This window comes from Synechococcus sp. 1G10 (assembly GCF_002252625.1).
Taxonomy (GTDB): Bacteria; Cyanobacteriota; Cyanobacteriia; order PCC-6307; family Cyanobiaceae; genus Regnicoccus_A.
On record NZ_NQKW01000010.1, the window covers coordinates 23,282 to 49,414 of the forward strand.

29 protein-coding genes and 1 tRNA gene are annotated in these 26,133 nt (G+C 64.9%); 19 read left to right on the forward strand and 11 right to left on the reverse strand.

From position 1 onward, the window contains the following. Positions 1-19 precede the first annotated feature (19 nt). The 7 genes from CJZ82_RS10485 to lepA form a co-directional block, all read right to left on the reverse strand. Complete coding sequence (locus CJZ82_RS10485; RefSeq protein WP_094555729.1) at positions 20-421, reverse strand: type II toxin-antitoxin system VapC family toxin; 402 nt, start codon at positions 419-421, stop codon at positions 20-22. Positions 422-598: 177 nt separating this feature from the next. Next, positions 599-907, reverse strand: a complete 309-nt coding sequence (locus CJZ82_RS18405; RefSeq protein WP_158218550.1) for a hypothetical protein — start codon at positions 905-907, stop codon at positions 599-601. After that, entirely contained in the window at positions 904-1,785 is an 882-nt protein-coding gene (locus CJZ82_RS10495; protein ID WP_158218551.1) for a TauD/TfdA family dioxygenase, read from the reverse strand. Before CJZ82_RS10495 ends, CJZ82_RS18405 begins: the two co-directional genes overlap by 4 nt. 23 nt (positions 1,786-1,808) lie before the next feature. Then, on the reverse strand, positions 1,809-3,014 hold the full coding sequence (locus CJZ82_RS10500) for a cytochrome P450 (protein WP_094555731.1): 1,206 nt from the start codon (positions 3,012-3,014) through the stop codon (positions 1,809-1,811). Beyond that, positions 3,011-3,499 (reverse strand): hypothetical protein, encoded by a 489-nt coding sequence (locus CJZ82_RS17900; RefSeq protein WP_143593632.1) that lies wholly within the window; start codon positions 3,497-3,499, stop codon positions 3,011-3,013. The genes CJZ82_RS10500 and CJZ82_RS17900 overlap by 4 nt, the downstream gene beginning before the upstream one ends. Next, positions 3,492-5,399 carry a hypothetical protein gene (locus CJZ82_RS10510; RefSeq protein WP_158218552.1) on the reverse strand — a complete coding sequence of 636 codons (1,908 nt, stop codon included), beginning with the start codon at positions 5,397-5,399 and terminating at the stop codon, positions 3,492-3,494. The genes CJZ82_RS17900 and CJZ82_RS10510 overlap by 8 nt, the downstream gene beginning before the upstream one ends. 65 nt (positions 5,400-5,464) lie before the next feature. After that, on the reverse strand, positions 5,465-7,273 hold the full coding sequence (gene lepA, locus CJZ82_RS10515; protein ID WP_094555734.1) for a translation elongation factor 4: 1,809 nt from the start codon (positions 7,271-7,273) through the stop codon (positions 5,465-5,467). 166 nt (positions 7,274-7,439) lie between these two features. On the opposite strand from lepA, the gene CJZ82_RS18410 reads away from it, so the two are divergent. From CJZ82_RS18410 to CJZ82_RS10555, 8 genes are all read left to right on the forward strand, one after another. After that, positions 7,440-7,805, forward strand: coding sequence for a UPF0175 family protein (locus CJZ82_RS18410; RefSeq protein ID WP_158218553.1), 366 nt, complete (start codon positions 7,440-7,442; stop codon positions 7,803-7,805). Continuing rightward, positions 7,769-8,329, forward strand: coding sequence for a DUF3368 domain-containing protein (locus CJZ82_RS10525; RefSeq protein WP_143593634.1), 561 nt, complete (start codon positions 7,769-7,771; stop codon positions 8,327-8,329). Before CJZ82_RS18410 ends, CJZ82_RS10525 begins: the two co-directional genes overlap by 37 nt. Before the next feature lie 80 nt (positions 8,330-8,409). After that, complete coding sequence (locus tag CJZ82_RS10530; RefSeq protein WP_094555736.1) at positions 8,410-8,667, forward strand: NifU family protein; 258 nt, start codon at positions 8,410-8,412, stop codon at positions 8,665-8,667. Between the two features lie 65 nt (positions 8,668-8,732). After that, entirely contained in the window at positions 8,733-10,025 is a 1,293-nt protein-coding gene (gene serS / locus CJZ82_RS10535) for a serine--tRNA ligase (RefSeq protein WP_094555737.1), read from the forward strand. Between the two features lie 68 nt (positions 10,026-10,093). After that, a complete protein-coding gene (rseP, locus tag CJZ82_RS10540) occupies positions 10,094-11,182 on the forward strand; it encodes an RIP metalloprotease RseP (RefSeq protein WP_094555738.1) in 1,089 nt (362 codons plus the stop codon). A 1-nt stretch (position 11,183) separates the two neighbouring features. Beyond that, positions 11,184-11,870 carry an endonuclease III gene (gene nth / locus CJZ82_RS10545; RefSeq protein WP_094555739.1) on the forward strand — a complete coding sequence of 229 codons (687 nt, stop codon included), beginning with the start codon at positions 11,184-11,186 and terminating at the stop codon, positions 11,868-11,870. Positions 11,871-11,904: 34 nt separating this feature from the next. Further along, positions 11,905-12,207 (forward strand): 30S ribosomal protein S14, encoded by a 303-nt coding sequence (gene rpsN / locus CJZ82_RS10550; protein WP_094555740.1) that lies wholly within the window; start codon positions 11,905-11,907, stop codon positions 12,205-12,207. A gap of 123 nt (positions 12,208-12,330) precedes the next feature. Continuing rightward, complete coding sequence (locus CJZ82_RS10555; protein WP_094555741.1) at positions 12,331-14,454, forward strand: polyribonucleotide nucleotidyltransferase; 2,124 nt, start codon at positions 12,331-12,333, stop codon at positions 14,452-14,454. A gap of 270 nt (positions 14,455-14,724) precedes the next feature. Here the strand turns inward: CJZ82_RS10555 and CJZ82_RS10560 are convergent, their stop codons facing one another. Beyond that, positions 14,725-15,660, reverse strand: coding sequence for a 3'(2'),5'-bisphosphate nucleotidase CysQ (locus CJZ82_RS10560; RefSeq protein WP_094555742.1), 936 nt, complete (start codon positions 15,658-15,660; stop codon positions 14,725-14,727). On the opposite strand from CJZ82_RS10560, the gene rsmI reads away from it, so the two are divergent. Together rsmI and CJZ82_RS10570 are read left to right on the forward strand one after the other, a co-directional pair. Continuing rightward, on the forward strand, positions 15,659-16,543 hold the full coding sequence (gene rsmI / locus CJZ82_RS10565; RefSeq protein ID WP_094555743.1) for a 16S rRNA (cytidine(1402)-2'-O)-methyltransferase: 885 nt from the start codon (positions 15,659-15,661) through the stop codon (positions 16,541-16,543). The genes CJZ82_RS10560 and rsmI overlap by 2 nt on opposite strands. A gap of 81 nt (positions 16,544-16,624) precedes the next feature. Further along, on the forward strand, positions 16,625-16,867 hold the full coding sequence (locus CJZ82_RS10570; RefSeq protein ID WP_094555792.1) for a hypothetical protein: 243 nt from the start codon (positions 16,625-16,627) through the stop codon (positions 16,865-16,867). Here the strand turns inward: CJZ82_RS10570 and CJZ82_RS10575 are convergent. After that, entirely contained in the window at positions 16,846-17,673 is an 828-nt protein-coding gene (locus CJZ82_RS10575; RefSeq protein WP_094555744.1) for a helix-turn-helix domain-containing protein, read from the reverse strand. The genes CJZ82_RS10570 and CJZ82_RS10575 overlap by 22 nt on opposite strands. A 40-nt stretch (positions 17,674-17,713) precedes the next feature. Between CJZ82_RS10575 and CJZ82_RS10580 the strand changes: the two genes are divergently transcribed. Both CJZ82_RS10580 and CJZ82_RS10585 read left to right on the forward strand, forming a co-directional pair. Beyond that, positions 17,714-17,787: transfer RNA gene (locus CJZ82_RS10580), tRNA-Arg, on the forward strand. Between the two features lie 143 nt (positions 17,788-17,930). Continuing rightward, the gene (locus CJZ82_RS10585) at positions 17,931-18,419 is read left to right on the forward strand and encodes a cupin domain-containing protein (RefSeq protein WP_094555745.1); all 489 of its coding nucleotides are present in this window, start codon (positions 17,931-17,933) and stop codon (positions 18,417-18,419) included. On the opposite strand, the gene CJZ82_RS10590 is transcribed toward CJZ82_RS10585, so the two are convergent. Together CJZ82_RS10590 and CJZ82_RS10595 are read right to left on the reverse strand one after the other, a co-directional pair. Then, on the reverse strand, positions 18,334-19,131 hold the full coding sequence (locus CJZ82_RS10590; RefSeq protein ID WP_233130193.1) for an acyl-CoA desaturase: 798 nt from the start codon (positions 19,129-19,131) through the stop codon (positions 18,334-18,336). The genes CJZ82_RS10585 and CJZ82_RS10590 overlap by 86 nt on opposite strands. Before the next feature lie 108 nt (positions 19,132-19,239). Further along, positions 19,240-20,013, reverse strand: coding sequence for a Coq4 family protein (locus CJZ82_RS10595; RefSeq protein ID WP_094555747.1), 774 nt, complete (start codon positions 20,011-20,013; stop codon positions 19,240-19,242). A 262-nt stretch (positions 20,014-20,275) separates the two neighbouring features. On the opposite strand from CJZ82_RS10595, the gene CJZ82_RS10600 reads away from it, so the two are divergent. From CJZ82_RS10600 to hypA, 7 genes are read left to right on the forward strand one after another with little or no spacing between them, the layout of a single operon-like run. Then, on the forward strand, positions 20,276-20,824 hold the full coding sequence (locus tag CJZ82_RS10600) for an NAD(P)H-dependent oxidoreductase subunit E (RefSeq protein WP_094555748.1): 549 nt from the start codon (positions 20,276-20,278) through the stop codon (positions 20,822-20,824). Further along, positions 20,821-22,428: a NuoF family protein gene (locus CJZ82_RS10605; RefSeq protein ID WP_094555749.1), complete on the forward strand. Its 1,608-nt coding sequence runs from the start codon at positions 20,821-20,823 to the stop codon at positions 22,426-22,428. Before CJZ82_RS10600 ends, CJZ82_RS10605 begins: the two co-directional genes overlap by 4 nt. Next, entirely contained in the window at positions 22,425-23,144 is a 720-nt protein-coding gene (gene hoxU, locus CJZ82_RS10610) for a bidirectional hydrogenase complex protein HoxU (RefSeq protein WP_094555750.1), read from the forward strand. Before CJZ82_RS10605 ends, hoxU begins: the two co-directional genes overlap by 4 nt. After that, on the forward strand, positions 23,141-23,773 hold the full coding sequence (locus CJZ82_RS10615) for an oxidoreductase (RefSeq protein ID WP_094555751.1): 633 nt from the start codon (positions 23,141-23,143) through the stop codon (positions 23,771-23,773). The genes hoxU and CJZ82_RS10615 overlap by 4 nt, the downstream gene beginning before the upstream one ends. 29 nt (positions 23,774-23,802) lie before the next feature. Then, positions 23,803-25,242: a Ni/Fe hydrogenase subunit alpha gene (locus CJZ82_RS10620; RefSeq protein ID WP_094555752.1), complete on the forward strand. Its 1,440-nt coding sequence runs from the start codon at positions 23,803-23,805 to the stop codon at positions 25,240-25,242. Further along, positions 25,239-25,712 carry a hydrogenase maturation protease gene (locus tag CJZ82_RS10625; RefSeq protein WP_158218554.1) on the forward strand — a complete coding sequence of 158 codons (474 nt, stop codon included), beginning with the start codon at positions 25,239-25,241 and terminating at the stop codon, positions 25,710-25,712. Before CJZ82_RS10620 ends, CJZ82_RS10625 begins: the two co-directional genes overlap by 4 nt. Then, the gene (gene hypA / locus CJZ82_RS10630; protein WP_094555754.1) at positions 25,705-26,070 is read left to right on the forward strand and encodes a hydrogenase maturation nickel metallochaperone HypA; all 366 of its coding nucleotides are present in this window, start codon (positions 25,705-25,707) and stop codon (positions 26,068-26,070) included. The genes CJZ82_RS10625 and hypA overlap by 8 nt, the downstream gene beginning before the upstream one ends. The last annotated feature ends 63 nt before the right edge of the window (positions 26,071-26,133 follow it).

The window sequence follows — 26,133 nt, forward strand, 5'->3', positions numbered from 1 at the left end:
GGCCGCAAGCCCTGCTGATTCAGGTGGTGGCCTGATGCAGGGGATATGCCAGATCAGGGAAAGCTCTCAGCACAGCGCGATCCGCCGTGATCAGCGGTATGCCCAGCTGTTGAGCAGCGACCACGAATTCACAGTCGTAAGCGCTGCAGCCACTGGTGGCCGCCAGCCGGAGCACAGCGTCAGAACACACCGGTTCCTCATGGCGAATCACCAGGTCTTCTGCCTGCTGCTGCAGGCTGAGCACTTGATCGAGGCTCAGGTCGCCGCGTCGCAGGTATCCGCTCAGCACGTTGCGCCATTCGCTGCGCCACAACGGCGGAGACGCCCAGTTGGGTTGATCCATCAGCAAGGCTTCCGCCAGTGCTGTCTGCGGGCCGGGCAGCAGCAGATAGGTCACCACGTTGGTGTCCACAGCGATCACGGGCGGCCCTCACGCTTGAAAGCGTCGCTGTCGGCGGGGGCAAAACTGGTGCGCGGCAAGGTCTCGCGTAGGCCGTCAGGCGTTCCTCCGCCCCGGCTGGTGCCAGCATCAGCCCAGCTTCCAGGCACACGATCGCCTCGCTGTTGAGGCTGCGGCGATGCTGCCTGGCCGCAGCGCTCAGTCGGGCGTGGAGTGCGTCCGGCAGGTTCTTGAGGGTGAGGCTCTTGGCCACGGCAGCCACCAGTTCATCAACGCGGCATCCATTCTGCAACCGTTTTGGTTTCTGTGAGCTTCGCTGGCGAGGTTCTGGGCAATTTCCCTGATCTCCGCAATCCAGTGTTCAGGGGTCTTCGATGCGTTCAGGGGAGCATCGGGGCTCAGCAGGACGAATCTCTCCGCCACGAGCTTGCTCACCTGCGGGCCACCACACCAGCTGCAGGCCGCAGCCTTGACGTCGCGGCCCTGATCCAAGAGGAACGGATTCAAGGTTGTTCAGAACGTCTCATTCCAAAACATCCAACCACGCTTCTAGATGCCGGTGGGCATAACAACCTGCGTCCATGCATAACGCGCGTGTTGTCGACGACGAGGATCTCGCCAGTGCGCCAGGGTGGCGCCATCACACAGCGCTCGTGGGCAGCAATCAACTGACGGAGATAGCTCGCATTCATCAATTCGCCAGAACCCCAGAATACTTTGTTTGTAGGGTGGCAGTAAGTCTGCTGGGCAGCAAGCTCAGCATCGGGGATGGAAGGGAGGTGGGCAAGAATGCCGTTTGCAAACGCTTCCTTGCCGTTCGACCAGGATTTAAGAAACGGAGACGTTCGCCAGCGAAGGGACAGGCGATCTCCTTCCAGGCGAAAAAACACCTCGCAAACAGACTTCAAAAGCGAGATAAGTTCATCCCGACTGGTGACATCAAACTCCTGTCGCCATCTGTCAGGCCCCCATTCCATGGTGTAGATCACACCCTCGTTACGAAAGCGCGCCAACAACCTGGGCGGGATCTCCCCCATCAGCCGTTGTCCATCCACAAGGGTGGTTGCACCACCATCAGACTCGCAAGCAGGTGCTTCCAGGCAGAGGAAGAGGGCGTAGTCTGGTAGTGGTCTGCAGGGACGATAGGCCCGCTCGGAATGACCCAGCAACGTGAAGTTTCCTGCAGGAGTGTGGTGAACCGCATCCAACGGCAGGCCTTCACCATCCTGCTGCAGTGCCTCACGACCAATACTGGGAATAAACTCCACGCATAGGCCCTTGCACAGAGTCTGAAAGGTCTGAAGAGCAGACGCACGTGGTGGCAAGATCCGTGCAAATCCATTCAAACGAACGGCTTCACGAACCTCCTTCAGCAAGCTGGTCAACCCCATCGACAACTGCAAACCGCCTACGCTTCCAGCACCACTGGCAGGGAAGCGAGGCAGCGGAAGAAGCCGTTCCGATGCCAGTGGGGGGAATCAGCAAGCCCTGCTGCGGGATAACGATCAAAGAAACGCTGCACGGCAATCCGAGCTTCCAGCCGAGCCAGGTGGCGGCCAAGGCAATGGTGCCGACCGATGCCAAAGGCCAGATGCGGGTTGGGTTGCCTGGTGATCAGAAACTCATCGGCACGGTCGAACACTATGCCATCTCGGTTGGCAGAACCGAGAATGACAGACAGCTGTTCCCCCTGCTCGAAACGATGGCCGCAGATCTCGATCACATCCGTCGTGATCCGAAACGTGCTTCTCTGCTCCGGACTTTCAAACCGCAGAACTTCCTCCACGGCTCCATCAATCAAGCCGGGTTCTAGCCGCAGTTTCTGCATCTGCAGGGGATGGGTGATGAATAGCAAAATCGCGCTGCCGATCAGAGAAATCGTGGTTTCATGGCCGGCAAACATCAACAGGAACAGCATGCTGATCGCTTCTTCAGAGTTGATCACAGAACTGGCCTGCGCCCTCTGCAGATGACCGAGCAGAGTATCCGCTGGCAAGAGCTCAGCTGAAGCGAGGGAATGAGCGATGAACTCATGCATCTGCCGGTATCCATCCAGCCTGGCAACAATCTCACCTGTCGAGACCACAACATCATCTGCCGCAGCGGCAATCATCAGGGACCACTCACGTATCTGTGCCATGCTGGTCATCGGCAAACCCATCAACGCCGCCAATACCCTCAGAGGTATGGCTTCGGCATAGTGGCTTATCAGGTCTGCGTTGCCATAAGGCTGAAGGTTGCTGAGAAGCTCGGAAGCTGCATCATCAATAAGACTCTGATAGCGTTGAACAGTCTGAACCCTGAAGAAATCAGCCACAATGGATCGAAGGCGACGATGATCCGGTTCATCCTGAAACAACATGCTGAGATCAAAGCCCATCGCACGTCCCCCCGGTCTCGTCAGATCGCTGCGCTTGGAGATCGCGGTGGGCTGACGCAGAAGAGCAACGGCTTGCTCATACGTACTCAACAGCCACTTGCCTTGCGAACGATTGGGTTCATCCGGATGGTGGGCAAGATAGATGGGCTCCTTTCGCAGCCGTAGGGCGGCATAGGCGGTATAGGGATCATCCCTCAACAATTGGTACAGCCGATCCGTAGAGTTGGTGGTCATGAGGTAAGCTCTCCTCGCTGAATCCGGAAGAAACCCTTCAGTTCGATCTCAAACAAACCGTCCATCGCATCGGTAACATGGAATTCACCATGGCAGTAGGCGGTTCCCTGAATGAAGCGAAATGATCTGGCCCGCATCTCCACGGAGATCCCCTCATAGGTCCTGATCGGTCGGATCAGGTGGCATTGGCACTCCTTCATCCAGGCTTCCTCTGCCTTCAAGGGCAATGCCAACGTAGTATATGCATGAACGAGAATAACTTCCGAACAGAACTCCATCGCAGTATAGACAGAGAGATGAAAAGTGCGCTGATCTGTAGGCGAGAGAAAGGGATTTTGAATGTCTACCAAAGCACTGGAATGATCGCCTTGGACTGTGATCCGCGGGATACTCCAGATCTCACGAGCCTTACCCCCATGCAGATAGACTGACTGAAAAGGACTGAGTTCAGCTCCGCAGTAGGTCCGAGGACTGGCATCACCCATGACGGTGCTCAATGGAGCAAATATTTGCTGCCATGATATCAGCAAGTTGCTCATAGTGATCCAATCGCTTGAATCGACCAGCCGTTCGCTTCAGCTGAGCCTCAAAAGCAGCTGAATTGCGAGGCGAATAACAGTAGATCTCAGGCTTGCAAAGACGAGCCAGCAACTGTGCCATGCGCAGCAGAGAAGTTGATTCAGAAGCTGCATTCGGTCCCGCTTCGGAAGCCTCGGCAATAAAAAGCCTTTCAAATCGATCCACAGGAGAACCACGACCAAGAAAGCTGCTGTCCCACGGGGCAATCACAACACGGCGAAGTTCATGATTGGCCAGGAGGTGTAGCGTGGTTGAGAAACTGTCGCTGACGATATTCTCGATCTTCCGTGACCCGAGAAACACGCCGTCAGCCCCCACCAGTCCAACCCCTTCTTCCAAGGCAACGCCACGCTTCTGAAGAGCCTCTGAAAGTGCAGCGACACCAGGTAAGCCCAGCACGATGTCGACAGGAATCCGACCCTGATCAACCAACAGCTGACTGAGAACGTGATGCTGAAGATGACCCGACATCTGTGGCTGGGCATTCACCTCGCAGATCACGGCTCCAATGTCCAGCCAAGATATTCCAATATCGGCAATCAGCAGATCAATGCCAGCAATATTGAGCGAGAAAGTATCGGCGGCACGAATAGCCAAGTCAATGTTGTCTGGATGGACCTTCTCCATAACCGGCATGGGCACCCCTCCAAGACTCACGTTGGCGGCACGTCGCAGCCGAACGAATCTGCCCGCAACAGGCACATCCGATGGCAACAGCCCCTGCTCATGGAGAAGCCTCTGTGCTTCTTCATCCAATGGAATCCGTGCCAGTGGTCGACCACTGCCTTTGACACCACGATCGGGGTCACGATTGAGCTCGTCGAGAAGCTCGTTCACATTTCTGGTGCCATCCCCCGTGATCCCACCAGGCACCCGCTCAACAGCCCAGTAGACCTGCCGGTTAAGCACTTGAAGTCGATAGTCTCTGGCCTCAACATACTTCTCCACCAGAATGCCCCTGGAACGCGAAAGCACCGCCTCTGCGGCCTTCCGTACCTCTGATTCGGTTGTCAGAAAGACATGCACTTCTATTCCACCTTCGGTATCCACAGGCTTCACAACGACCGGCACACCGAGCTTGGTCGCCGCCGGCCAGGCCTGCTCCGCCGCCGATACGAGCAGCCCCGGTGTTATGGGCAGACCGGCAGTAGCAAGCATTTGCTTGGCATACAGCTTATGGCGCGCGAACTTACAGCCTATCGCGCTGGTGGCGTCACTCATCGAGCTGTCGAGCAACAGGGAACGGCAACCCCAGCCAAAGCGATAGAGATTGGCCACGACTCTTCGGCATGGCACTTGCAGGGTATCGGCAGCCTGAATGAATTTGATTGTATTCACTCCAAAAGGCACCGCCGCCTTCAGGCTTATCATGGACTGTTGAAGGACATCAACCTGTGCCTCAATCAGCTCAGGAAAACCCACCCCTGCCATGACCTTTATCCAGGCGCTAAGTGCAGAACTCAATGGCTTCACCGCCAGGTCGGTGGATGGAATAATCAATCTGAAGGTGTCGCTGGCGATGCGGCGATGACTGCCCTTTCCGAAGATCGGCAATCTCAGCTGCGCCTGCATCTCGGTTAGCAGTAGCAAGTACTGCTGGCTCCAATAAACTGGTGCATCCGGTAGATTGCAATGATTGGAACCGGGGCCTGTGGTCAGTGGCCCCAGGCCAAGCCGCTGCCAGACGTTGTCAAGAGTTTCCTGCCAGTGGCTGCAACTGGGGAGGAATTCTGGATAAATACGGAGATCGCAGATCAGGGAATAGGGCAGCACGCCTGGTAGATAGCCCTCAATCACCGCTTGCATCAGCAATGAACAGGGCCCAGCAGACGGAGATGCCAGGGGGGTGGACTCAGTCTTCATATTGAAACCTACTGATTCAGCTTCAGCACCGCCATGAAGGCCTCCTGGGGCACATCCACCTTGCCCATGGCCTTCATGCGCTTCTTGCCCTTGGCTTGCTTTTTAAGGAGCTTCTTCTTGCGGGAAATGTCGCCGCCGTAGCACTTGGCCAGCACATCCTTGCGGATGGCGCTGATGCTTTCGCTGGCGATTATGCGGCTGCCGATCGAGGCCTGGATCGGAATCTTGAACTGCTGCCTGGGAATCAGCTCCTTCAGCTTCTCCACCAGGCCCTTGCCCACGTTGTAGGCCTTGTCGCGATGCACGATCGTAGTGAGCGGATCGGCCTTCTCGCTGTTGATCAGCACATCGAGGCGCACCAATTCATTCTTGCGGTAGCCGATCAGGCTGTATTCCATCGAGGCATAACCCTTGGTGCGGCTCTTCATCTGATCAAAGAAATCCGTCACCACTTCCGCCAGTGGCATCTCGTAGTGCAGCGTCACCCGGTCAGTGGTGATGTACTTCATGTCGATGAACTCACCTCGCCGTTCCTGGCACAGCTCCATCAGGGCACCGTTGTAGCTGTTGGGCGTGTAGATCTCCAGCTTCACATAGGGCTCCTCGATCGATTCACGCTTCTGCGGATCCGGCAGGGTGGCGGGATTGTCCACCATCAAGGTGCTGCCGTCGATCATGTTCACCTGATAGATCACTGACGGCGCCGTCACGATCAGGTCGAGGTCGTACTCGCGCTCCAGACGCTCCTGCACGATCTCCATGTGCAGCAACCCGAGGAAGCCACAGCGGAAGCCGAAGCCCATGGCACTGCTGGTTTCCGGCTCATACTTCAGCGCCGCATCGGAGAGCTGCAGCTTGTCGAGCGCGTCGCGCAGATCGGGGTACTGATCGGCGTCGGTGGGGAACAGGCCGCAGAACACCATCGGCTTGGCTTCGGCGTAACCCGGCAGCGGCTCCGCCGCCGGATTGGCGGCAAGGGTGATCGTGTCGCCCACCCGCGCATCAGCCACCGCCTTGATCGAGGCCGCCATGTAGCCGACCTCACCGGCATGCAGGCTGGGCACCTGGCGCTGGTCGGGCGCCATCACGCCCACCTCATCGAGCTCCACGGTCTTGCCGCTGGCCATCAGCAGCACCTTGTCCTTGCGGGCGATCACACCGCTGATCACCCGGAAATAGACGATCACACCCCGGTAGGGGTCGTAATAGGAATCGAAGATCAGCGCCCGCAGTGGTTCGTCCACTTGGTCCGCCGGCGGCGGCACCCGCTCCACCACCGCTTCGAGGATCTCGGGAATGCCCAGGCCGGTCTTGGCGGAGCAGGCGATCGCTTTGGAGGTGTCGAGGCCGATGATCGCTTCGATCTCTTCCTTGATGCGCTCGGGATCGGCGCCGGGCAGATCGATCTTGTTCAGCACCGGGATGATCTCCAGATCATTCTCCAGCGCCAGGTACACATTCGCCAGCGTCTGCGCCTCCACCCCCTGGCTGGCATCCACCACCAGCAACGCACCTTCACAGGCCTGCAGGCTGCGGCTCACCTCATAGGAAAAGTCCACATGGCCCGGCGTGTCGATCAGGTTGAGGATGTACTTCTCTCCATCGGCGGCCGTGTACTCCATGCGGGCGGCCTGGAGCTTGATCGTGATCCCCCGCTCCCGCTCAAGTTCCATGTTGTCGAGGAACTGGGCCTGCATGTCGCGCGCCGCCACGGTGCCGGTGTCCTGCAGCAACCGATCGGCCAGGGTCGATTTGCCGTGGTCGATGTGGGCAATGATGCAGAAGTTGCGGATCCGTGAAACGGGAACGTCGGTCATCGGGGCTGGGGATCTGGCGGCGCGGTGGGCCCGGCCGGATCCCGGGGGCCTGGCAGGTCAGGCGATCCTAAGGAGAGACGGCCTGCGCGCCACGACCTGGGCTCCTCAGTGCACGGGCCAGCGGCGGCAATGTTCCTACACTCCGAGAGAACGCGCCGGGGAACCTATGCAGGCCTTCACGATCCGCCAGCTCAAGAGCAATCCCTCCACGGTGATCCGCGCGGCTGAGGCGGATGCCATGGCCGTTGTCACCAACAGGGATCAGCCCACGGCGCTGGTGGTCGCCCTCGATCGACTCGGGGTGGCCGACACTGCCGCCGTCCGCTCCGGCCTCGCCCTCACACTGATCCAGTCCGGTTCGATCTCCACCGCCGCGGCAGCGCGCATCGCCGGCCTCGAGCTGCCGCGCTTCCTCGAACTGCTCTCCAGCCTGAAGATTCCCCTCACCTCCAGCGATCCGGCCGACACCAGCTCCGACCTGGAGGCCGCCCGGCGTTGGCTCGGGCTCGACGCCGCACCCGCCAACGCTTGATGCCAGCGGTGATCGCCGATGCCGGACCGTTGATCGGACTCTCCCGGATCGGTCGGCTCGCTTTGCTGTGCGAGGTGTTCGGGCAAATCCTTATCACCCCTGCCGTAGCGGCGGAACTGCGGATCACTGGGCACAACTCAGGACTTGTTGCTTATGACGGCCAGGAGGCACTCGCCGAGGCCATGGTGGAGGGATGGCTCCGCCTCAGCGAACCGGCGAACCCAGGCGATTACAGACCACTCAACCCAGGTGTCGATGCAGGCGAAGCCAGCTGCATAGCCCTGGCGCTCTCATTGAGGCAGCGGGGGCTGGCGTCACTGCTGATCCTCGACGATCGCGCCGGGCGTGCGGAAGCCCGCCGGCTGGATCTCGAGCTCACGGGTACGGCAGCGGTAGTGGCGATGGCCCGCCTGCGCGGACTGATCCCCGCGGCCGGCCCGGTTCTGCACGACTTGCGCAGCAACGGCTACTTCCTCAGCGAGGCCACGATCGACACCGTGCTGCTGGCCCTGAGTGAAGGCTGATCGCCCCTGAACTACCTCAACTGAACCCAGGCGCTCCCCTGACCGCATCCCTAAGCTCAATCCATAGTCCTGAGCCCTCCATGAGCACCGACACCGTCAACGACCCCCGCGCCCTCACGATCGAGAACGTCGAGCGGGTGCTCGATGAACTGCGCCCCTATCTGATGGCCGATGGCGGCAACGTCGAGATCGTCGAGATCGACGGCCCCACCGTCAAGGTGCGTCTGCAGGGAGCCTGCGGCAGCTGCCCCAGCAGCACCATGACTCTCAAGATGGGCATCGAGCGCAAGCTGCGCGAGGCCATCCCCGAGGTGAACGAAGTCGTGCAGGTGCTCTGAGCCCTTCCCACGCGGCCTGCTCCAGCATCAGTCCGTAGGCTGCACGCGCCTTTGCACCTGGAGCCGTGCTGGATCAGCGCCTGCTGCGCGACAACCCCGAGCTGATCGTCGAGCAGCTCGGGCGTCGAGGCATGGCTCTCGATCTCACGGCCCTGCAGTTGATTGCCCGCCAGGAGCGTGATCTCGAGCAGCAGCGCAGCGATCTGCAGGCCGAGGGCAACCGCATCGGCCGCCAGGTGGGCGAGCTGATCCGAGCCGGGGAGGCCCCCCACAGTCCCGAAGTTCAGACCCTGCGCGACCGGGGCAACACCATCAAGCACCAGGTGTCTGTGCTCGAAGAGGAGGAGAAAGCCCTCGAAGCACGCCTGCGCGAGCAACTGCTTGCCTTCCCCAATCTCCCCTCCCCCCTCTGCCCAGCGGGTGCCGGCGAAGCCGAGAACGTGGAGCGACGCCGCTGGGGCACGCCCCGGGTGCCGGTTGCCGATGAAGCGCCGCTCGAGGAGCACTGGCAGATCGCCGAACGTCTCGGCCTGATCGACAGCGAGCGCTCGGTGCGCATCGCCCAGAGCCGCTTCGTGACCCTGCTCGGAGCGGGCGCCCGGCTCGAGCGCGCCCTGATCAGCTTCATGCTCGATCAGCACAGCCGCCGCGGCTACCGCGAAGTGCTGCCGCCGATCCTGGTGAACAGCGCCAGCCTCACCGCCTCCGGCCAACTGCCCAAGTTCGCCGAAGAAAGCTTCCGCTGCGCCGACGACGACCTCTGGCTCACCCCCACCGCCGAGGTGCCGATCACCTCCTTTCACCGCGATGAGCTGATCCCCGCCGAGCAGCTGCCCCTGCGCTACGCCGCCTACACCCCCTGCTTCCGCCGTGAGGCCGGCTCCTACGGCCGCGACACCCGCGGCCTGATCCGCCTGCACCAGTTCAACAAGGTGGAGCTGTACTGGTTCTGCCACCCCGATCAATCGGACGCGGCCCACGCCCAGCTCACCGCCGACGCTGAAGCGGTGCTGCAGGCTCTGGAGCTGCCCTACCGGGTGATCGAGCTCTGCACCGGTGATCTCGGCTTCTCGGCCGCACGCACCTTCGATCTGGAGGTGTGGCTGCCGGGTGCCGGCGCCTATCGGGAGATCTCCAGCTGCAGCACCTGCGGCGATTTCCAGGCGCGGCGCTCCTCGATCCGCTTCAAGGAGGGCAAGAAAACCCGCCTGCTGCATACCCTCAACGGCAGCGGCCTGGCGGTGGGCCGCACCATGGCCGCCCTGCTCGAAACCGGCCAGCAGGCCGACGGCAGCGTGCGCCTGCCCCAGGCCCTGGTGCCCTACATGGGCTGCGATCGCCTCATCAGCGAATCCTGAGCGCCGCTTGAAGGAAACGCCCCACGGCTGAAAGCCCCAGAATGGGTGTCTTGCGCAACACAGCCTGAATGGGCGTTCTCACCGCACTGGCGATCCTGGCGGGCCTGATCGTGGTGCACGAAGCCGGCCACTTCTTAGCGGCCACCTGGCAGGGCATCCGCGTCAGCGGCTTCTCGATCGGCTTCGGGCCGGCCCTGCTGCAACGCCAGCGCCGCGGCGTGCAGTTCGCCCTTAGGGCGATCCCGCTCGGCGGCTATGTGTCCTTCCCCGACGACGACGAGGACAGCGGCATCCCCAGCGACGATCCCGACCTGCTGCGCAACCGGCCCCTGCCCCAGCGCGCCCTGGTGATCGCCGCCGGGGTGATCGCCAACCTGCTGCTGGCCTGGGCCGTGCTGTTCGGCCAGGGCTTGGTGGTGGGCGTGCCCGCCGGCTTCAGCGCAACCCCCGGCGTGCTGGTGGCCGCGGTGCAGCCGGGCCAGGCCGCCGCCGCCTCCGGCCTGATCGCCGGTGATCGCATCCTCAGCCTCGGGGGTGTGCCGGTCGGTGGTGGCTCCCAGGCCGTGGTCGATCTGGTGGCCGACATCCAGCAGGCACCCGAGCGCACCCTGCTGATCGAAGCCGAGCGCGGCGGTGAAGCCCTCAGCCTGCGGCTCACCCCCTCCGAGCGCGACGGCATCGGCCGCATCGGCGCCCAGCTCCAGCCCAACGGCAGCGAAGTGTTCCGCCCCGCCAAAGGGCCCCTGGAACTGCTCGGTCAGACCAATCGCGTCTTCGTGCAGCTGATCCGCCGCACCGTCGATGGCTTCGTGGCCCTGGTCACCCACTTCGGTGAAACCGCTCCCCAGGTGTCGGGGCCGGTGAAGATCGTCGAGATGGGCGCCAGCCTGGCCCGCCAGGGCGGCAGCAGCCTGTTCGTCTTCGCCGCGCTGATCTCGATCAACCTGGCGGTGCTCAATGCCCTGCCCCTGCCCCTGCTCGATGGCGGTCAGTTCGCCCTGCTCCTGCTCGAAGGCCTGCGTGGCCGCCCCCTGCCCGACCGCCTGCAGCTGGCCTTCATGCAATCTGGCTTCCTGTTGCTGATGGGGCTGAGCGTGGTGCTGATCGTCAAGGACACCAGCCAGCTCTCGGTGGTGCAGCAACTGCTCGGCCGCTGAGGTGCCCCGGTTTGCCACAGCCCGCCAGCGGACTCCCCTGATCCTGGAGCGCCTCGAGCTCCACTACCCACACGCCACCTGTTCCCTCAACTGGCGCACCCCCTGGGAGCTGCTGGTGGCCACCATGCTCTCGGCCCAGTGCACCGACGAGCGGGTCAACCTGGTCACCCCGGCCCTGTTCGAGCGCTTCCCCGATGCCGCCGCCGCCGCCGCGGTCAGCTCCAGCGAGGTGGAGCCCTACGTGAAATCCACGGGCTTCTTCCGCAACAAGGCGAAGAACATTGTTTCTGCCTCACAGCTGTTGATCGAGCGCCATGGCGGCGCGGTGCCGGCCTCGATGGAGGAGCTGCTGGAGCTGCCGGGGGTGGCGCGCAAGACGGCCAACGTGGTGCTGGCCCATGCGTTCGGCATCAACGCCGGCGTCACGGTCGACACCCATGTGCGGCGGCTGAGCAACCGGCTCGGGCTAACCCGCCAGAGCGAACCGCGCCAGATCGAGCCCGACCTGATGAAGCTCGTGCCCCAGCCGGAATGGGAGAACTTCTCGATCCGGCTGATCTTCCACGGCCGCGCCATCTGCAACGCCCGCAAGCCCCTGTGCGCGGGCTGCCCCCTCGCCGATCTCTGCCCCAGCCATCCCGACCACGGCCCCAGCGGCCGGCGGAGAGCTCCACCCTTCACGCGCTAAGCTTGTCCCTCACCGAAAGAAGTGCAGCAGCCGCATGGCGAAGAAGTCGATGATCGCGCGCGATGTGAAGCGCAAAAAAATCGTGGCTCGCTTCGCCGACAAGCGCGCTGCCCTCAAGGCCGCCTTCGAAGCTGCTGCCGATCCGATGCAGCGCCTGGAGATCCACCGCAAGATCCAGGGCCTGCCCCGCAACAGCGCCCCCACCCGCGTGCGCAACCGCTGCTGGGCCACCGGCAAGCCCCGCGGCGTCTACCGCGATTTCGGTCTCTGCCGCAACCAGCTGCGCGAGCGCGCCCACAAGGGTCTGCTGCCAGGCGTCACCAAATCCAGCTGGTAAGCCTGCCTGGCTCAGGTCTGCAGCATCGCGAGGGTGGCCAGGCGCCACCCTTTTTTGTGCATTCAGGCCCCCGCAGGCCCGAATGCGAGAATGGATGGTGATAAAAAACGGACATAAGACGACGTGCCAGGAAAGATTCAGACGATCTCCTTCGATGGTCGGGAGATCAAGCTGACCACAGGCTTGTATGCCCCCCAGGCCGGGGGTTCGGTATTGGTCGAATGCGGTGACACCGCCGTGCTGGTCACGGCCACCCGCGCCAAGGGCCGCGAAGGCATCGACTTCCTGCCCCTCACCTGTGACTACGAAGAGCGCCTCTACGCCGCCGGCCGCATCCCCGGCAGCTTCTTCCGCCGTGAAGGCCGCCCCCCCGAGCGGGCCATCCTCACCACCCGCCTGATCGATCGCCCCCTGCGGCCCCTGTTCCCTTCCTGGCTGCGCGACGACCTGCAGGTGGTGGCCACCTGTCTGTCGCTGGATGAACGGGTACCGCCCGATGTGCTGGCGGTCACCGGCGCCTCGATCGCCACCCTGCTCGCCAGGATCCCCTTCAACGGCCCGATGGCCGCAGTGCGCGTCGGCCTGCTCGGCGACGACTTCGTGCTGAACCCCAGCTACCGCGAGATCGAGCGCAGCGAGCTCGACCTGATAGTGGCCGGCACCCCCTCCGGTGTGGTGATGGTGGAAGCGGGCGCCAACCAGCTGCCCGAGCAGGACGTGATCGAAGCGATCGACTTCGGCTACGAAGCCGTGGGTGAACTGATCAAGGCCCAGCTGACGCTGCTGGCCGAACTGGGCATCGAGCAGGTGTTCCCGGAAGCACCGGTGCAGGACCCCGCCCTGCCGTCATTCCTGGAGCAGGAATGCGGCGCCGGCATCGGTGAAGTGCTCAAGCAGTTCTCCCTCACCAAGGCCGAGCGCGACAGTCAGCTCGATGCGATCAAGGCAGAGGTGGCAGGCAAGATCGCCGCCCTCTCCGACGACGACCCCATTCGCGTGGCCGCCGCCGGCAAGGCCCTGGGCAACACCTACAAGGGCATCACCAAGAAGCTGATGCGCGCCCAGATCCTCACCGAGGGCAAGCGGGTCGATGGCCGCAACCTGGATGAGGTGCGCCCGATCAGCGCTGCCGTGGGCGTGCTACCCAAGCGGGTGCATGGCTCGGGCCTGTTCCAGCGCGGGCTCACCCAGGTGCTCTCCACCGCCACCCTCGGCACCCCCAGTGATGCCCAGGAGATGGACGATCTCAACCCCATGGGCGAGAAGACCTACCTGCACCACTACAACTTCCCCCCCTACTCCGTCGGTGAAACCCGGCCGATGCGCTCCCCCGGCCGCCGCGAGGTGGGCCACGGCGCCCTGGCCGAGCGGGCGATCATTCCCGTGCTTCCCCCCAAGGAATCCTTCCCCTACGTCCTGCGGGTGGTCTCGGAGTGCCTCAGCTCCAACGGCTCCACCTCGATGGGCTCGGTCTGCGGCAGCACCCTGGCCCTGATGGATGCCGGCGTGCCCCTCAAGGCTCCCGTGAGCGGCGCCGCCATGGGCCTGATCAAGGAGGGCGATGAAGTGCGCATCCTCACCGACATCCAGGGCATCGAGGATTTCCTCGGTGACATGGACTTCAAGGTAGCCGGCACCGAGAAGGGCATCACCGCTCTGCAGATGGACATGAAGATCAGCGGTCTGGCGGTGAGCACCATCGCTGAGGCCGTTAACCAGGCCCGCCCCGCCCGGCTGCACATCCTCGAGAAGATGCTCGAAGCGATCGACAAGCCCCGTGACGTGCTCTCCCCCCATGCCCCACGCCTGCTCAGCTTCCGCATCGACCCGGAACTTATCGGCACCGTGATCGGTCCCGGCGGCCGCACGATCAAAGGCATCACCGAGCGCACCAACACCAAGATCGACATCGCCGATGGCGGCATCGTCACGATCGCCAGCCATGACGGCGCCGCCGCCGAGGAAGCCCAGCAGATCATTGAGGGGCTCACCCGCCGCATCAGCGAGGGCGAGATGTTCAACGGCTCCGTCACCCGGATCATCCCGATCGGTGCCTTCGTGGAGATCCTCCCCGGCAAGGAGGGCATGATCCACATCTCCCAGCTCTCCGAAGCCCGGGTCGAGAAGGTGGAAGATGTGATCAAGGTGGGCGATGCCGTGACCGTGCGAGTGCGCGAAATCGACAACCGCGGCCGCATCAACCTCACCCTGCGTGGCGTCGCCCAGGAAACCGTGCCGGTGGCCTGATCCACCCATTAACGATTAACGCTCAAACCGCTTTCAGCTGAGCTGAAGGCGGTTTTTTTTATGGACTGAACATCCGCCGTTTTGAGCCGGTAGCTATCACTGCTGGTTTCGAGGTGATGGCTGGGGGAGGTGGAATGATCAGGCGAAAAAGAAACGCGTAATAGGCCATGGAAAGCCCTCGGTCATTGAATAAACCGTAATCACCCGCTTACCAACAGGCGGTCTCACTTGCTGCAGGCAAGCTTGCTTTTATTCATCCGCAGGCGAGCTTCACACCACGAAGCCCGGATCGATCCGCGCCATGGCGGCAACAGCCCGTTCACACAGTTCTGAGTGGGACAGGCCATGGCTGGCGATCAGGCAGCCCGCCTGCAGTCCGTCGCCGTTGTTGTAGCGGAGGGGGCGGCCATCGGCATGGCTGAACGCACCGCCTGCCGCCCGCAGCACCGCCTCCGGCGCCGCCATGTCCCAGTCCTTGGGGGCGCTGCGGCCGGAGAGAGAGAGGTAGAGGTCGGTTTCACCGCGCAGAATTGTGGCCACCTTGCAGCCCACACTGCCCACCGCCAGCGAGGAGCCCAGGTTCAGGGCCTGAATCAACTGCTCCAGCCGCTGATCGCGGTGGTTGCGGCTGGCCACCAGCACCAGCTCAGCCGGTTCGCGGCGCTCGCTCAGCTGGGGCGCAAAGCGCTCACCGGCTGGATTCTCCCGCCAGGCACCCCCGATCAGCTCCTCAGCCGCCGCCCCCACCAGGCCGAACCAGAGCTCCTCCTTCTCGGGCAGCAGCACCACGCCGAGCACCGGCTGGCGCTGGTGCACCAGCGCCAGATGCACCGCATATTCGCCGGTGCCCTGCAGAAAATCCCTTGTGCCATCGAGCGGGTCAAGGATCCAGAGCCAGTCGGCTTCCAGGGGAACCCCCGCGCTGAGCTGCTCCTTGGCGGTCTCCTCACTCAGCAGAGTCCAGGGGGCGTCGGGGAAGGCCTTGGCGAGGCCATCGAGCAGGTGCTGGTTCACCGCCAGATCGGCCGCCGTCACCGGCCCCTCGCCCCCCTCATCCACGCTCAGCGCCGCTCCGTAGCCGAAGGGGGGCTGTTCACCGCGCGCGTAGGCCCTCAGAATCGCTGCCGACTCCCAGCACAGGCGCCGCAACTGCGTCAGCAGCTCCTCCAGATCCAGGCCGGCGGGCAGGCAGGGGGCAGCCATCATGGACACGGCCAGGGTCAGACAGAGCCGCATTGTGGAGCAAGCCAGCGAGCCCGCCGCCGGGGTGCTGTATCTGGTGGGAACACCGATCGGCAACCTCGGCGATCTCTCCCCCCGGGCACGGCGGGTGCTGGAGGGGGTCGACCGGATCGCCTGCGAAGACACCCGCCACAGCGGCCAGCTGCTCGCCGGCCTGGGCATCCGCAGCCGCCTGCTCAGCTTTCACCAGCACAATCAGACCGCCCGCATCCCCGAACTGCTCGCCGCCCTGGCCGCAGGGGAAAGCCTGGCGGTGATCAGCGATGCGGGTCTGCCGGGCATCTCCGATCCGGGCGAGGCCCTGGTGGCGGCCGCCCGCGCCGGCGGCCATGCGGTGATCTGCGTGCCCGGCCCCTGCGCCGTGACCACGGCCCTGGTGAGCAGCGGCCTGCCCAGCGGCCGCTTCTGCTTCGAGGGGTTCCTGCCGGCCAAGGCCGGCCTGCGCCGCCAGCGGCTTCAGGAGCTCGCGGCAGAGCAGCGCACCCTGGTGCTCTTCGAGGCACCTCACCGGCTGATCGAGCTGCTCGACGACCTGCTCAGCACCCTGGGCGACAGGCCGTTGCAGGTGGCGCGGGAGCTGACCAAACGCCATGAGCAGCAGATCGGGCCCAGCGTCAGCGCCGCCCTCGAGCACTTCCGGCGGGTGCCGCCACGGGGCGAGTGCACCCTGGTGCTGGGCGGCGCGGCACCGGAGCAACCGCCCCTGCTCAGTGACGCCGAGCTGACCCAGGAGTTGCGCGAGAAAGTGGCCTCAGGCCTGAGCGCCAGTGATGCGGCCCGCCAGCTCGCTGCTGAAACCGGCCTCTCCCGCCGCAGCCTCTACGCCCTGCTGCACCAGCCGGAGTGAGAGCGGGCGCCGCCTGCGCTGGGCCTGCCCTGAATGGTTCATGCTGAAGGCCGAGCTGCCCCACTCCCCTCCGCCTTGGCCATGCTGCTGCGCCTGCGCCTGTTGCTCACCAGCCTCGGCGGCGGGCTGCTGATGCTGCTGATCCTCTGCCTCGGCGCCCAGAACCTGGAGGAGCGCCCCAGCCTGCGGCTGGGCATCGGCCGCAGCGCGCCCCTGCCTAGCGGCTTCCTGGTGGGGCTGGCCCTGGCGGTGGGGGTGATCAGCGGCGGCAGCGCCACCGCCCTGCTGCTGCCCCGCAGGGATCAGCCGCCGGGGAGGGCGTAGAGCGCCCCTTCCAGCACCACACGGGTGATGCCCTGCCCCACCAGAAAGGTGGCCGTGCGCTGAATCACCTGGCTGTCAGGCATCTTGATCACCCGCTGGGTGCGGCCGCACTGACGCTTGGCCTGGCGTGGATTGGCAAACACCACCAGGGCCTGGCGCGCCTGCTCGTCGTCGGGGAGGGCGCCGAGCTCGGGGAAATCACTGAGGGGGCGAGCCTGCAGCTCCACCGTCTTGTCCACCAGCATGTACAGGCTGGCGGGCAGGGGAGCGCTCTCCAGCGGTTGGCAGACCACTGCCGCACCTTCCTGCACCCCCGAGCTGAGGTTCACGCCTGCCATCACCGGCACCATGGTGAAGACATTGCCTTCGGCGTCGGTGTCATCACCGTCGCCGTCGTCGCTATCGCCGTCGTCAGACTCGACGTCGTCGCCCTCGGCCTCCTCACCGAAATCATCAGCGTCATCGATCGCCAGCACACCGGGGCCGGAGCCGTCCTCGTCAGTGTCGGGCTCTATCTCCACCAGTTCGAAGTCGGCTTCCGCCTCAAACAGCTCAGCCTCTGAAAGTTCGGCGGCGTCAGGCTCCAGGGGCAGGGGCATCTCCTGCTGATCCAGCAGCTCCACGGGGCGGCCGCGCTCCTTTTTGAGCTGCTCGTAGAGCTCGGGGGTGAAGGCACCCTTCACCACCCGAGTCACCGTGTTGGGGCTGCAGCCGAAGCTGTCGGCGAGGGCCGCGCTGGACTCACCAGCCCGCCACCGCTGCACCAGCTCCTGTTTCTGGGCGTCACTGAGCCGGGAGGCCGCCATCGAGCAAGTTGCGCAGCAGCCCAATCTAGGCTGATGCAGTGGGCCGTTAGCTCAGCTGGATAGAGCATGCGACTTCTAATCGCACGGTCGCTGGTTCGAATCCAGCACGGCCCGTTCCCCAACCCAACGGCTTCTGGGGCTCCAGAAGCCACACCAGCATTCCCTGACCGGATCCCATTTCGGTAGCAGCAGCGCCGACCGCTCCGGCGATTTGTCAACAATCTTGACAAATCCATTGAATCCGAGAGGCCGGCCCCATGGCCCTCACACGACGCGTCGAACTGGTGCCGCTGCAGCGCACTTCCTCAGGCAATGCCCTCTTCAGCCAGGCCCAGCCCAGCGACGAAACCCTGATCGCCGATCTGGCCCCCCATCAGCCCGTCTCGCTCTTCTGCCACCGCCGCCAGACCGATCAGCTGATCCTCCTGCGCGGTTCGCTCGAGCTGGTGGTGCTGGAGGACGGCCGACTCGTGCGCATTCCCCTGCGGGAAGACGAACCCCTGCTGGTGCGCATCCCGCCTGGCGTTCCCCACGGGGCAGTCAACAGCAGCCGCCACTACGCCACGGTGGTGAATGCCGTACTGCGTCACGGCCCTCCCGACCCACGCGACTACAGGCCGCGGCCACTGCCCCACAGCCTGCGGGCTCAGTGGCAGCAACTCATGGGCGTGCCCGCGCCAGCAGATCCTCCGCAGGCGGCAGGCGCAGCCGATCTGCCCAGCCCAGGCGCTCGAGGCCGCGGATGAAAACGTAGGTGGGATCGGGCAGCTGCCTGATGCGGCCCCCTCGCACCCCGTAGCCCTGCCGCACCGACCACTGGCAGGCGTGATGCAGGTTGTGCCAGCCCTCACCGAGGGTTATCAGCGCCACCCAGCCGTTGTTGCGGCTCATGTCGTCGGTGATGAACGGCCGCTCCCCGGCCAGGTGGGCCAGAGAATTCACCGTGGCCACCCCGTGGAAGAGCACGGTGGTGCTCAGGAAGAAGGACGCCAGCCACTCCGGTCCGCCCAGGGCATAGGACAACCCGCCCAGGGCCAGCAGCGGCACGAAATGCAGGCGATCGATCAGCCTGAGCACCGGATCGGCCTCCACGTCGGCGGGCAACCGCTCCGGGAAGAACGAGGGCGCCAGCAGCCAGCCCACCTGCGAGCGCCAGAACCCACCCAGGCCCGCCTGGGGCTTCAAGGGCGAATGGGGATCGAAGTCGGTGTCCACATGGCGATGGTGGGCCAGGTGATGGGCCTTCCACCAGCTCGGTCCCATCTGCCCCGCCGAGGCCCCCACCAGGGAACCGATCCAGTGCACCGGCCTGGGCGCCCGATAGCTGCCATGGGTGATCAGGCGGTGATAGATAGCGGTGATGGCCAGCATCCGGATCATGTAGAGCGCCAAGGCCCAGGCCGCGGCCGCCAGGCTCAGCCCGGTGACCAGCAGCAGCAGGCAACCGAGGTGCGACACCACGATGAAGGCCGGCCCCAGTGCATAGAGAAAGCGAGTACGACCGCTGTTCAGGGGGAACTTCTGAAAAGGAACTTCACACTAAGTGCTGGCCCCTGCGTCGGAGGCTCAGGCTGCCAGAGCTGCGGCCACCACAGGGTTGCTGTACCAGCTGCGCACACCCTCACGCACCGGGACCAAGCCCAGTTCGGCGCGCAACTCCTCGAGGTCCTGCCCCATGCGCTCCTCCCAGATCACCGGGAAGAGTCGCTGGGCGGCGGCACCGGTATCGAGGCCATCCACGATCAACCGCAGAATGGCCCTGGCCGTGCGTGCCTGGTCCTCAACGGTACTGAGTTCGGCAGCGGGGGTGCTGCCCAACAGCCAGCTGAGCATCAACGACACCAGATCGGTGAAGCCCAGACCGGGGTGGTTGAACTGGCCCACGCTGATGCTGATCACCCCGATCTCCCCGTAGTTGTCGAGGCTGTAGCCGCTTATGATGTGGTGCAGATCGTGGGTGGCGAACACCCGGTAATTGATGTAATCGGCTTCGGTCTCAAGGTTGTTGTAAAAGGCCGGATCAGGGAAGAAGTTGATGTCGTAGCCGTGGGCGTTCAGCACCGTGGCGTAGGTGTGCCCGAGCGTGCCCTTGGGCAGGGCGGCCAGGGCCTCCACGTCGTAGGGGCCGCAGAGCCGGCGTTCCTTGATCAGGGCGGCGGAGGCCGGGTCCTGCTCCAGGATCCGGGTGCACAGCTTCATCGGATTCGACTCCCGCAACCGGTGCGACAGCAGAAACACATTCCCCGCGTCCTTGCCGCCCCCCACCGCCAGGTCGACGAGTTCGAGGAAGTCCTGCAGGTTGTGCTGGGCGGCGATCGAGTTGAGGTAGCGGAAACCCATGGCGTGTGGCCGAATGTGGAACTTTGAAGCTGTTGAACTGTGAAGCTGTTGAGCTTTAGAGCAGGCCGGCGGTCGTGGCGAGCACGCCTGGTGTGGAGATGACGGCCTGATCTGGCCTACCAGTCGCGATCCTGATCGATAGGGTTGCGGCCGGTAGCGCGGGCGGCATCGGGCCGATGTCAGCAATCCCCCGCACGCCCCTCCGGCCGAATGCCTGCGGCCGAAACCGTGGCTAACAAAGGGTTGGAGTGCGGAAAAGCGCATGACCGCAACCAGCCCGGCCCGACCCGCCGCATCCAAGCCATCTCCTTCGGCCGAGGAGATCGCCAACCGCAAGATCGCCCAGGTCATCCGCCGGCATGGGGCCCAGCCCGATGCCCTGATCGAGGTGCTCCACCAGGTCCAGGAGATCCATGGCTATCTCCCGAAGCAAGCTCTCGACCAGGTGGCCCGCCAGCTGCGAATGCCCCTGAGCCGGGTCTACGGGGTGGCCAGCTTTTATCACCTCTTCACGCTGGAGCCGCCCACCCCCCACCGTTGCGCCGTCTGCCTGGGTACAGCCTGTTTCGTCAAAGGGGGGGCCGACGTCGCGGCCCGCCTCGAGCAACGGCTCGGGGTCAAACTCGATGACGCGGCCGGCAACGGCACCTGGGCTGTCCAGCATGTGAGCTGCCTTGGTGCCTGCGGCCAGGCGCCGGTGCTGGTTGTCGACGGTGTGCTGCTCACGAAGCTGCCGATCGATCAGCCTGAGGCCCTCGATGCCGTGTTCGAGAGCGCGGGCATGCCGTCAGCAGGAGCGGTGCCCGCATGAGCAGCTCAGCCCAGACCAAACCTGCCCGTCAGCTGCGCTGCTGCGGGGCCAGCGGCTGCCGCAGCGCCGGCAGCGAGGAGCTGCAGGCCGCCCTGGAGGCGGCCCGGGATGCCGCAGGCCACACGGCCCAGGAGCTTGCGATCAAACCGGTGGGCTGCCTGCGGCTGTGCGGCAGGGGGCCACTGGTGGCCTGCGACGGCCCCGGCGGCACCACCCTCTATGGCGCTGTTCCACCCACCGAAGCCGGCGCCCTGATCGAGGCCACCCGCAACTACGACCACGCCAGCGACACGCTTCAGGCCAGCCGGCTTGACCCCCAGCTGCCTTTCTTCGCTCTGCAATCGTCCGTGGTGCTGGAGGGGTGCGGCCAGGTGGACCCCGAATCGATCGACGATGCGATCGCCTTCGGGACCTACAGCCAGCTGCGCCGCTGCCTGCACGAACTCACCCCTGAGGAGGTCCGGGAGCAGGTGAAGCGCAGCGGTCTGCGCGGACGGGGAGGCGGGGGTTACCCCACGGGCCTGAAGTGGGACACGGTGGCCCTGCAGCCGCCCGGTCCCCGTTATGTGGTCTGCAACGCAGACGAAGGCGATCCCGGTGCCTTCATGGATCGCAGTGTGCTCGAGAGCGACCCTCACCGGCTGCTGGAGGGTCTGGCCATCGCCGCCTACGCCGTCGGTGCCGACCGGGGCTACGTCTATGTCCGCGCTGAATACCCCCTGGCGGTCGAGCGGCTGCGCAAGGCCCTGCAGCAGGCCCGGCGCGCCGGGCTGCTCGGCAGCGGCATCGACGGCACCTCCTTCGCTCTGACGATCGAGGTGCGCGTCGGCGCCGGCGCCTACGTCTGCGGCGAAGAAACCGCCCTGCTGCAGTCGATCCAGGGGCAGCGAGGCATGCCCAGGCCCCGCCCCCCCTACCCGGCCCAGTCCGGGCTATGGGGCGCGCCCACCCTGATCAACAACGTCGAGACGTTCGCGGCCGTGCCGGTGATCCTGCGCGAGGGCGGCGACTGGTACGCCTCGATGGGAACGGCCGGCAGCAAGGGCACCAAGGTGTTCGCGCTCTCCGGCGCCGTGACCAACACCGGCCTGGTGGAGGTGCCGATGGGGACCACTCTGCGCAGTGTCGTGGAGGTGATCGGCGGCGGCGTCCCCGACGGCACGCCGATCAAGGCGGTGCAGACCGGCGGCCCCTCCGGGGGCTGCATCCCCGCCGAGCTGCTCGATACACCGGTCGACTACGAAAGCCTGCTGGAACTGGGTTCGATGATGGGCTCGGGCGGCATGGTGGTGATGGGAGAAACCACCTCGATGCCGGAAGTGGCGCGCCACTTCATGCGCTTCAGCGTCAACGAAAGCTGCGGCAAATGCGTGCCGTGCCGCGCCGGCACCGTGCAGCTCGCCCAGCTGCTCGAGCGATTCGTCGAGCGTCGCGCCAGCCCCGCCGACATGGCGAAGCTCGATGCGCTGTGCCGCATGGTGAAGGCCACCAGCCTCTGCGGCCTCGGGCAGTCAGCTCCCAATCCGGTGCTCAGCACCCTCCGCTACTTCCGCCACGAGTACGAAGCGGCCTGCCGTCAGCCCGCCCTGTGTGACCGGCCATGAGCGTCATCACTCTCAGCGTGAACGGCAAGGACGTCGCCATCCCTGAGGGAGGCAGCCTCCTGGAGGCCACCCGGGCCGCCGGGGTGGAGATTCCCCTGCTCTGCCACCTCGACGGGCTCGAGCCGGTGGGGGCCTGCCGGCTGTGTCTGGTGGAGGTGGAGGGAAGCAACCGGCTCATGCCCGCCTGCACCACCGCCGCCAGCGAGGGGATGGCGATCCACACCCACACCCACCAGCTGCTCGACTACCGCCGCATGGCCGTGGAACTGTTCTTCGCGGAAGGCAACCACATCTGCGCCTTCTGCGTGGCCAACGGCAACTGCGAACTGCAGAACGTGGCCGTGCAGGTGGGCATGGACCACTCCCGCTTCCCCTATCAATACCCCCAGCGCGTCGTCGACGCCTCCCATCCGCTGTTCGCCATCGACCACAACCGCTGCATCCTCTGTACCCGCTGCGTGCGGGTCTGCGATGAGATCGAAGGGGCGCATGTCTGGGACGTGGGCAGCCGCGGCAGCCATTGCCACATCGTGGCCGGGCTGGATCAGCCCTGGGGAGAGGTGGACGCCTGCACCAACTGCGGCAAGTGCGTCGACGTGTGTCCCACCGGGGCCATCTTCCACAAGGAAGACACCACCGCCGAGAAGCTGCGCCACAGCGACCGCCCCGCCCTGCTCAAGGCCGCCCGCGACGAGCACGTGTGGAGAAACCAATGACCACACCCGAGCAATCCACGCCTGAGCCAGCCGCGCCCGAGACCTCCGCCGCAGGGCTCCCGGATCGACCCAAGCTGCGGCTGGCCACGGTCTGGCTGGCGGGCTGCTCGGGCTGCCACATGTCGTTTCTGGATCTCGACGAATTTCTCTTCGATCTGGCCGCTGTGGCCGATGTGGTCTTTTCACCCGTGGGGATCGACACCAAGACCTACCCAGAGAACGTCGATGTGTGCCTGGTGGAGGGCGCGGTAGCCAACGTGGACAATCTCGAGCTGGCCCGCATCGTGCGCCAGCGCACGCGGCTGGTGATCTCGTTCGGTGACTGCGCCGTCACCGCGAACGTGCCGGGTCTGCGCAACCTCTGCGCCAGCCCCAATGGCAGCAGTCAGCAGGCGGTTCTGGAGCGGGGCTATCTCGAACTGGCTGACACCGGAGCCCAGCTCCCCTTCGCCCCCGGCATCGTGCCCGAGCTGCTGCCACGGGTGCTGCCCCTGCATGAGGTGATCGCCGTCGACCTGTTCCTGCCCGGCTGTCCGCCCTCGGCCCAGCGGATCAAGGAGGCGATCGCCCCGCTGCTGGCCGGAGAGCGGCCGGTGATGGAAGGGGCCGAGATGATCCGATTCGGCTGATGGCGTCCCGTCCCCCCGCTGCTGCTGCCATGACCCGCACCGTCGTCATCGATCCGGTCACCCGCATCGAAGGGCACGCCAAGATCACCCTCCACCTCGATGCCGCCGGCCACCTGATCGACACCCGCTTCCACGTGGTGGAATATCGCGGCTTCGAGAAGTTCTGCGAGGGCCGCCCGTTCACCGAGATGGCGGGCATCACCGCCCGCATCTGCGGCATCTGCCCGGTGAGCCACCTGCTCTGCGCCGCCAAGACCGGCGACAAGCTCCTGGCGGTGGAGATTCCCCCGGCCGCCGACAAGCTGCGGCGCCTGCTCAACTTGGCTCAGCTCACCCAGAGCCACGCCCTCTCCTTCTTCCATCTCAGCAGCCCCGACTTCCTGCTGGGCTGGGAGAGCGATCCGGCGAAGCGCAATGTCTTCGGTCTGATGGCGGCCGATCCCAATCTGGCCCGGGCCGGCATCCGCCTGCGGCAGTTCGGCCAGCAGATCCTGGAACTGCTCGGCGGCCGCAAGATCCACGCCGCCTGGGCGGTTCCCGGCGGCGTGCGCACGCCCCTCAGTGTTGAAGCGAGGGACTGGATCCTGGATCGCCTCCCCGAAGCGAAGGCCACCATCACCCTGGCGCTCGGTCTCTACAAGACCCTCCTGGATGGCCCGTTGCGGAAGGAGCAGCGGGTGTTCGGTGATTTCCCCAGCCTGTTCATGGGTCTGGTCACCCCCGATGGCAGCTGGGAACACATCGATGGGATGCTCCGCTTCCGCGCTCCGGACGGCACGATCGTGGCGGATGGCCTCAGCGAGGACGACTACGCCTCCTTTCTGGGGGAAGCGGTGGAACCCTGGAGCTACCTCAAGTTCCCCTACTACAAACCCCTGGGATACCCGGATGGGATCTACCGGGTGGGCCCCCTGGCCCGGCTCAATGTCTGCGATTCGATCGGCACCCCCTGGGCCGACAGGGAACTCGAGGAGTTGCGCGACCGCAGCGGCCGGGTGGCAACCAGCTCCTTCGCCTATCACCATGCCCGGTTGGTGGAGATCGTGGCCTGCCTCGAAGCGATCGAGCAGCTGGTGAATGATCCGGAGTGCAGAAAGAGCCGGGTCCGGTCCCGCGCCAGCCTCAACCGCAACGAGGCGGTGGGGGTGAGTGAGGCGCCGCGCGGCACCCTCTTTCACCACTACCAGGTGAACGACGACGGCCTGCTGACCCGGGTCAACCTGATCATTGCCACCGGCCAGAACAATCTGGCGATGAACAAGACCGTCCACCAGATCGCCAGGGAGTACATCCCTGATCCGGTGCCGGCCGGCACCGAGATTCCCGAGGCGATGCTCAATCGGGTCGAGGCGGGCATCCGCTGCTTCGACCCCTGCCTCTCCTGCTCAACCCATGCGGCGGGGCAGATGCCCCTGCACCTGCAGCTCCTGGCCGCCGACGGGCAGATCCTGGCCGAACGCCGGCGTTGAGCAGGCTGGTGATCGGCATAGGCAACCCCCTCCGCGGCGACGATGGCGTGGGCTGGCACCTGGCGGAATCGCTGGCTGATCATTCCGATCTGGTTGAACACTCCGATCTGACCGTCGCGATGGTGCATCAGCTCACGCCGGAGCTGGCCGCCGACCTGGTTGACCGCAGCGGCGTGCTGTTCATCGATGCCTGGCTGGCTGCCGCGGCGGACCCAGCGGAGGCTGCCCGACCGCAGCTGTGTCCGCTGGCCTCCGCAGCCACGGGGCCTGGCAGCAGCAGCCATCACCTGGAGCCGGGCGCCCTGGTGGCGCTGGCCGACCTGCTGTTCGGCAGCCGGCCTGCAGCCACGATCCTGCTGGTGCCGGCCTTCGCGTTTCCCCATGGAACGGCGATGAGTGCCTCCCAGGCAGCCCTGCTGCCCGAGGCCCGGCGCCTGCTCCGCACCTGGCTGGACCACTCCCTTGCATGAACTGAGCCTGATGGAAGCGGTGCGTGATCTCGCTCTCGAGCAGGCGGGGGAGCATCACGCCCGCCGCATCAGCACCATCACCCTGCGGATCGGCAGCCTGGCGGGCGTGGAGCCCGACGCACTTCGTTTCGCCTTCGACGTGGTCATGGCGGGAACGCTTGGGGAGGGGGCCGCCCTGGTGATCGAAGACGTCCAGGCCCACGCTTTCTGCGACGTCTGCCAGCAGACGTTCCCGGCCCATGACGGGGTCTGTGAATGTCCTGACTGCGGCGCGATCAGCCGCGACCTGGTTCAGGGTCGGGAGCTGCAGCTCGCCTCGCTGGATCTCGACTGCGACGACGATCCGCTTCAGTCATGAGGTCGCACCGCGATGGCACTTCCTCAGTGAATGGCAGCTCCTGCATGCGCTGACTAGCGTCTG

What these genes read in the sequence shown, in the direction of transcription:
- CJZ82_RS10605 (WP_094555749.1), top strand. Translation starts at nt 20,821, where the DNA reads ATGAGCAGCTCAGCCCAGACCAAACCTGCCCGTCAGCTGCGCTGCTGC.
- rpsN (WP_094555740.1), top strand. Translation starts at nt 11,905, where the DNA reads ATGGCGAAGAAGTCGATGATCGCGCGCGATGTGAAGCGCAAAAAAATC.
- hoxU (WP_094555750.1), top strand. Translation starts at nt 22,425, where the DNA reads ATGAGCGTCATCACTCTCAGCGTGAACGGCAAGGACGTCGCCATCCCT.
- lepA (WP_094555734.1), bottom strand. Translation starts at nt 7,273, where the DNA reads ATGACCGACGTTCCCGTTTCACGGATCCGCAACTTCTGCATCATTGCC.
- CJZ82_RS10575 (WP_094555744.1), bottom strand. Translation starts at nt 17,673, where the DNA reads ATGGCGGCCTCCCGGCTCAGTGACGCCCAGAAACAGGAGCTGGTGCAG.
- CJZ82_RS10560 (WP_094555742.1), bottom strand. Translation starts at nt 15,660, where the DNA reads ATGATGGCTGCCCCCTGCCTGCCCGCCGGCCTGGATCTGGAGGAGCTG.
- CJZ82_RS10600 (WP_094555748.1), top strand. Translation starts at nt 20,276, where the DNA reads ATGACCGCAACCAGCCCGGCCCGACCCGCCGCATCCAAGCCATCTCCT.
- CJZ82_RS10500 (WP_094555731.1), bottom strand. Translation starts at nt 3,014, where the DNA reads ATGACCACCAACTCTACGGATCGGCTGTACCAATTGTTGAGGGATGAT.
- CJZ82_RS10530 (WP_094555736.1), top strand. Translation starts at nt 8,410, where the DNA reads ATGAGCACCGACACCGTCAACGACCCCCGCGCCCTCACGATCGAGAAC.
- CJZ82_RS10615 (WP_094555751.1), top strand. Translation starts at nt 23,141, where the DNA reads ATGACCACACCCGAGCAATCCACGCCTGAGCCAGCCGCGCCCGAGACC.
- CJZ82_RS10585 (WP_094555745.1), top strand. Translation starts at nt 17,931, where the DNA reads ATGGCCCTCACACGACGCGTCGAACTGGTGCCGCTGCAGCGCACTTCC.
- CJZ82_RS10595 (WP_094555747.1), bottom strand. Translation starts at nt 20,013, where the DNA reads ATGGGTTTCCGCTACCTCAACTCGATCGCCGCCCAGCACAACCTGCAG.
- CJZ82_RS17900 (WP_143593632.1), bottom strand. Translation starts at nt 3,499, where the DNA reads ATGGGTGATGCCAGTCCTCGGACCTACTGCGGAGCTGAACTCAGTCCT.
- rsmI (WP_094555743.1), top strand. Translation starts at nt 15,659, where the DNA reads ATGGACACGGCCAGGGTCAGACAGAGCCGCATTGTGGAGCAAGCCAGC.
- CJZ82_RS10570 (WP_094555792.1), top strand. Translation starts at nt 16,625, where the DNA reads ATGCTGCTGCGCCTGCGCCTGTTGCTCACCAGCCTCGGCGGCGGGCTG.
- CJZ82_RS10510 (WP_158218552.1), bottom strand. Translation starts at nt 5,399, where the DNA reads ATGCAAGCGGTGATTGAGGGCTATCTACCAGGCGTGCTGCCCTATTCC.
- rseP (WP_094555738.1), top strand. Translation starts at nt 10,094, where the DNA reads ATGGGCGTTCTCACCGCACTGGCGATCCTGGCGGGCCTGATCGTGGTG.
- CJZ82_RS10620 (WP_094555752.1), top strand. Translation starts at nt 23,803, where the DNA reads ATGACCCGCACCGTCGTCATCGATCCGGTCACCCGCATCGAAGGGCAC.
- CJZ82_RS18410 (WP_158218553.1), top strand. Translation starts at nt 7,440, where the DNA reads ATGCAGGCCTTCACGATCCGCCAGCTCAAGAGCAATCCCTCCACGGTG.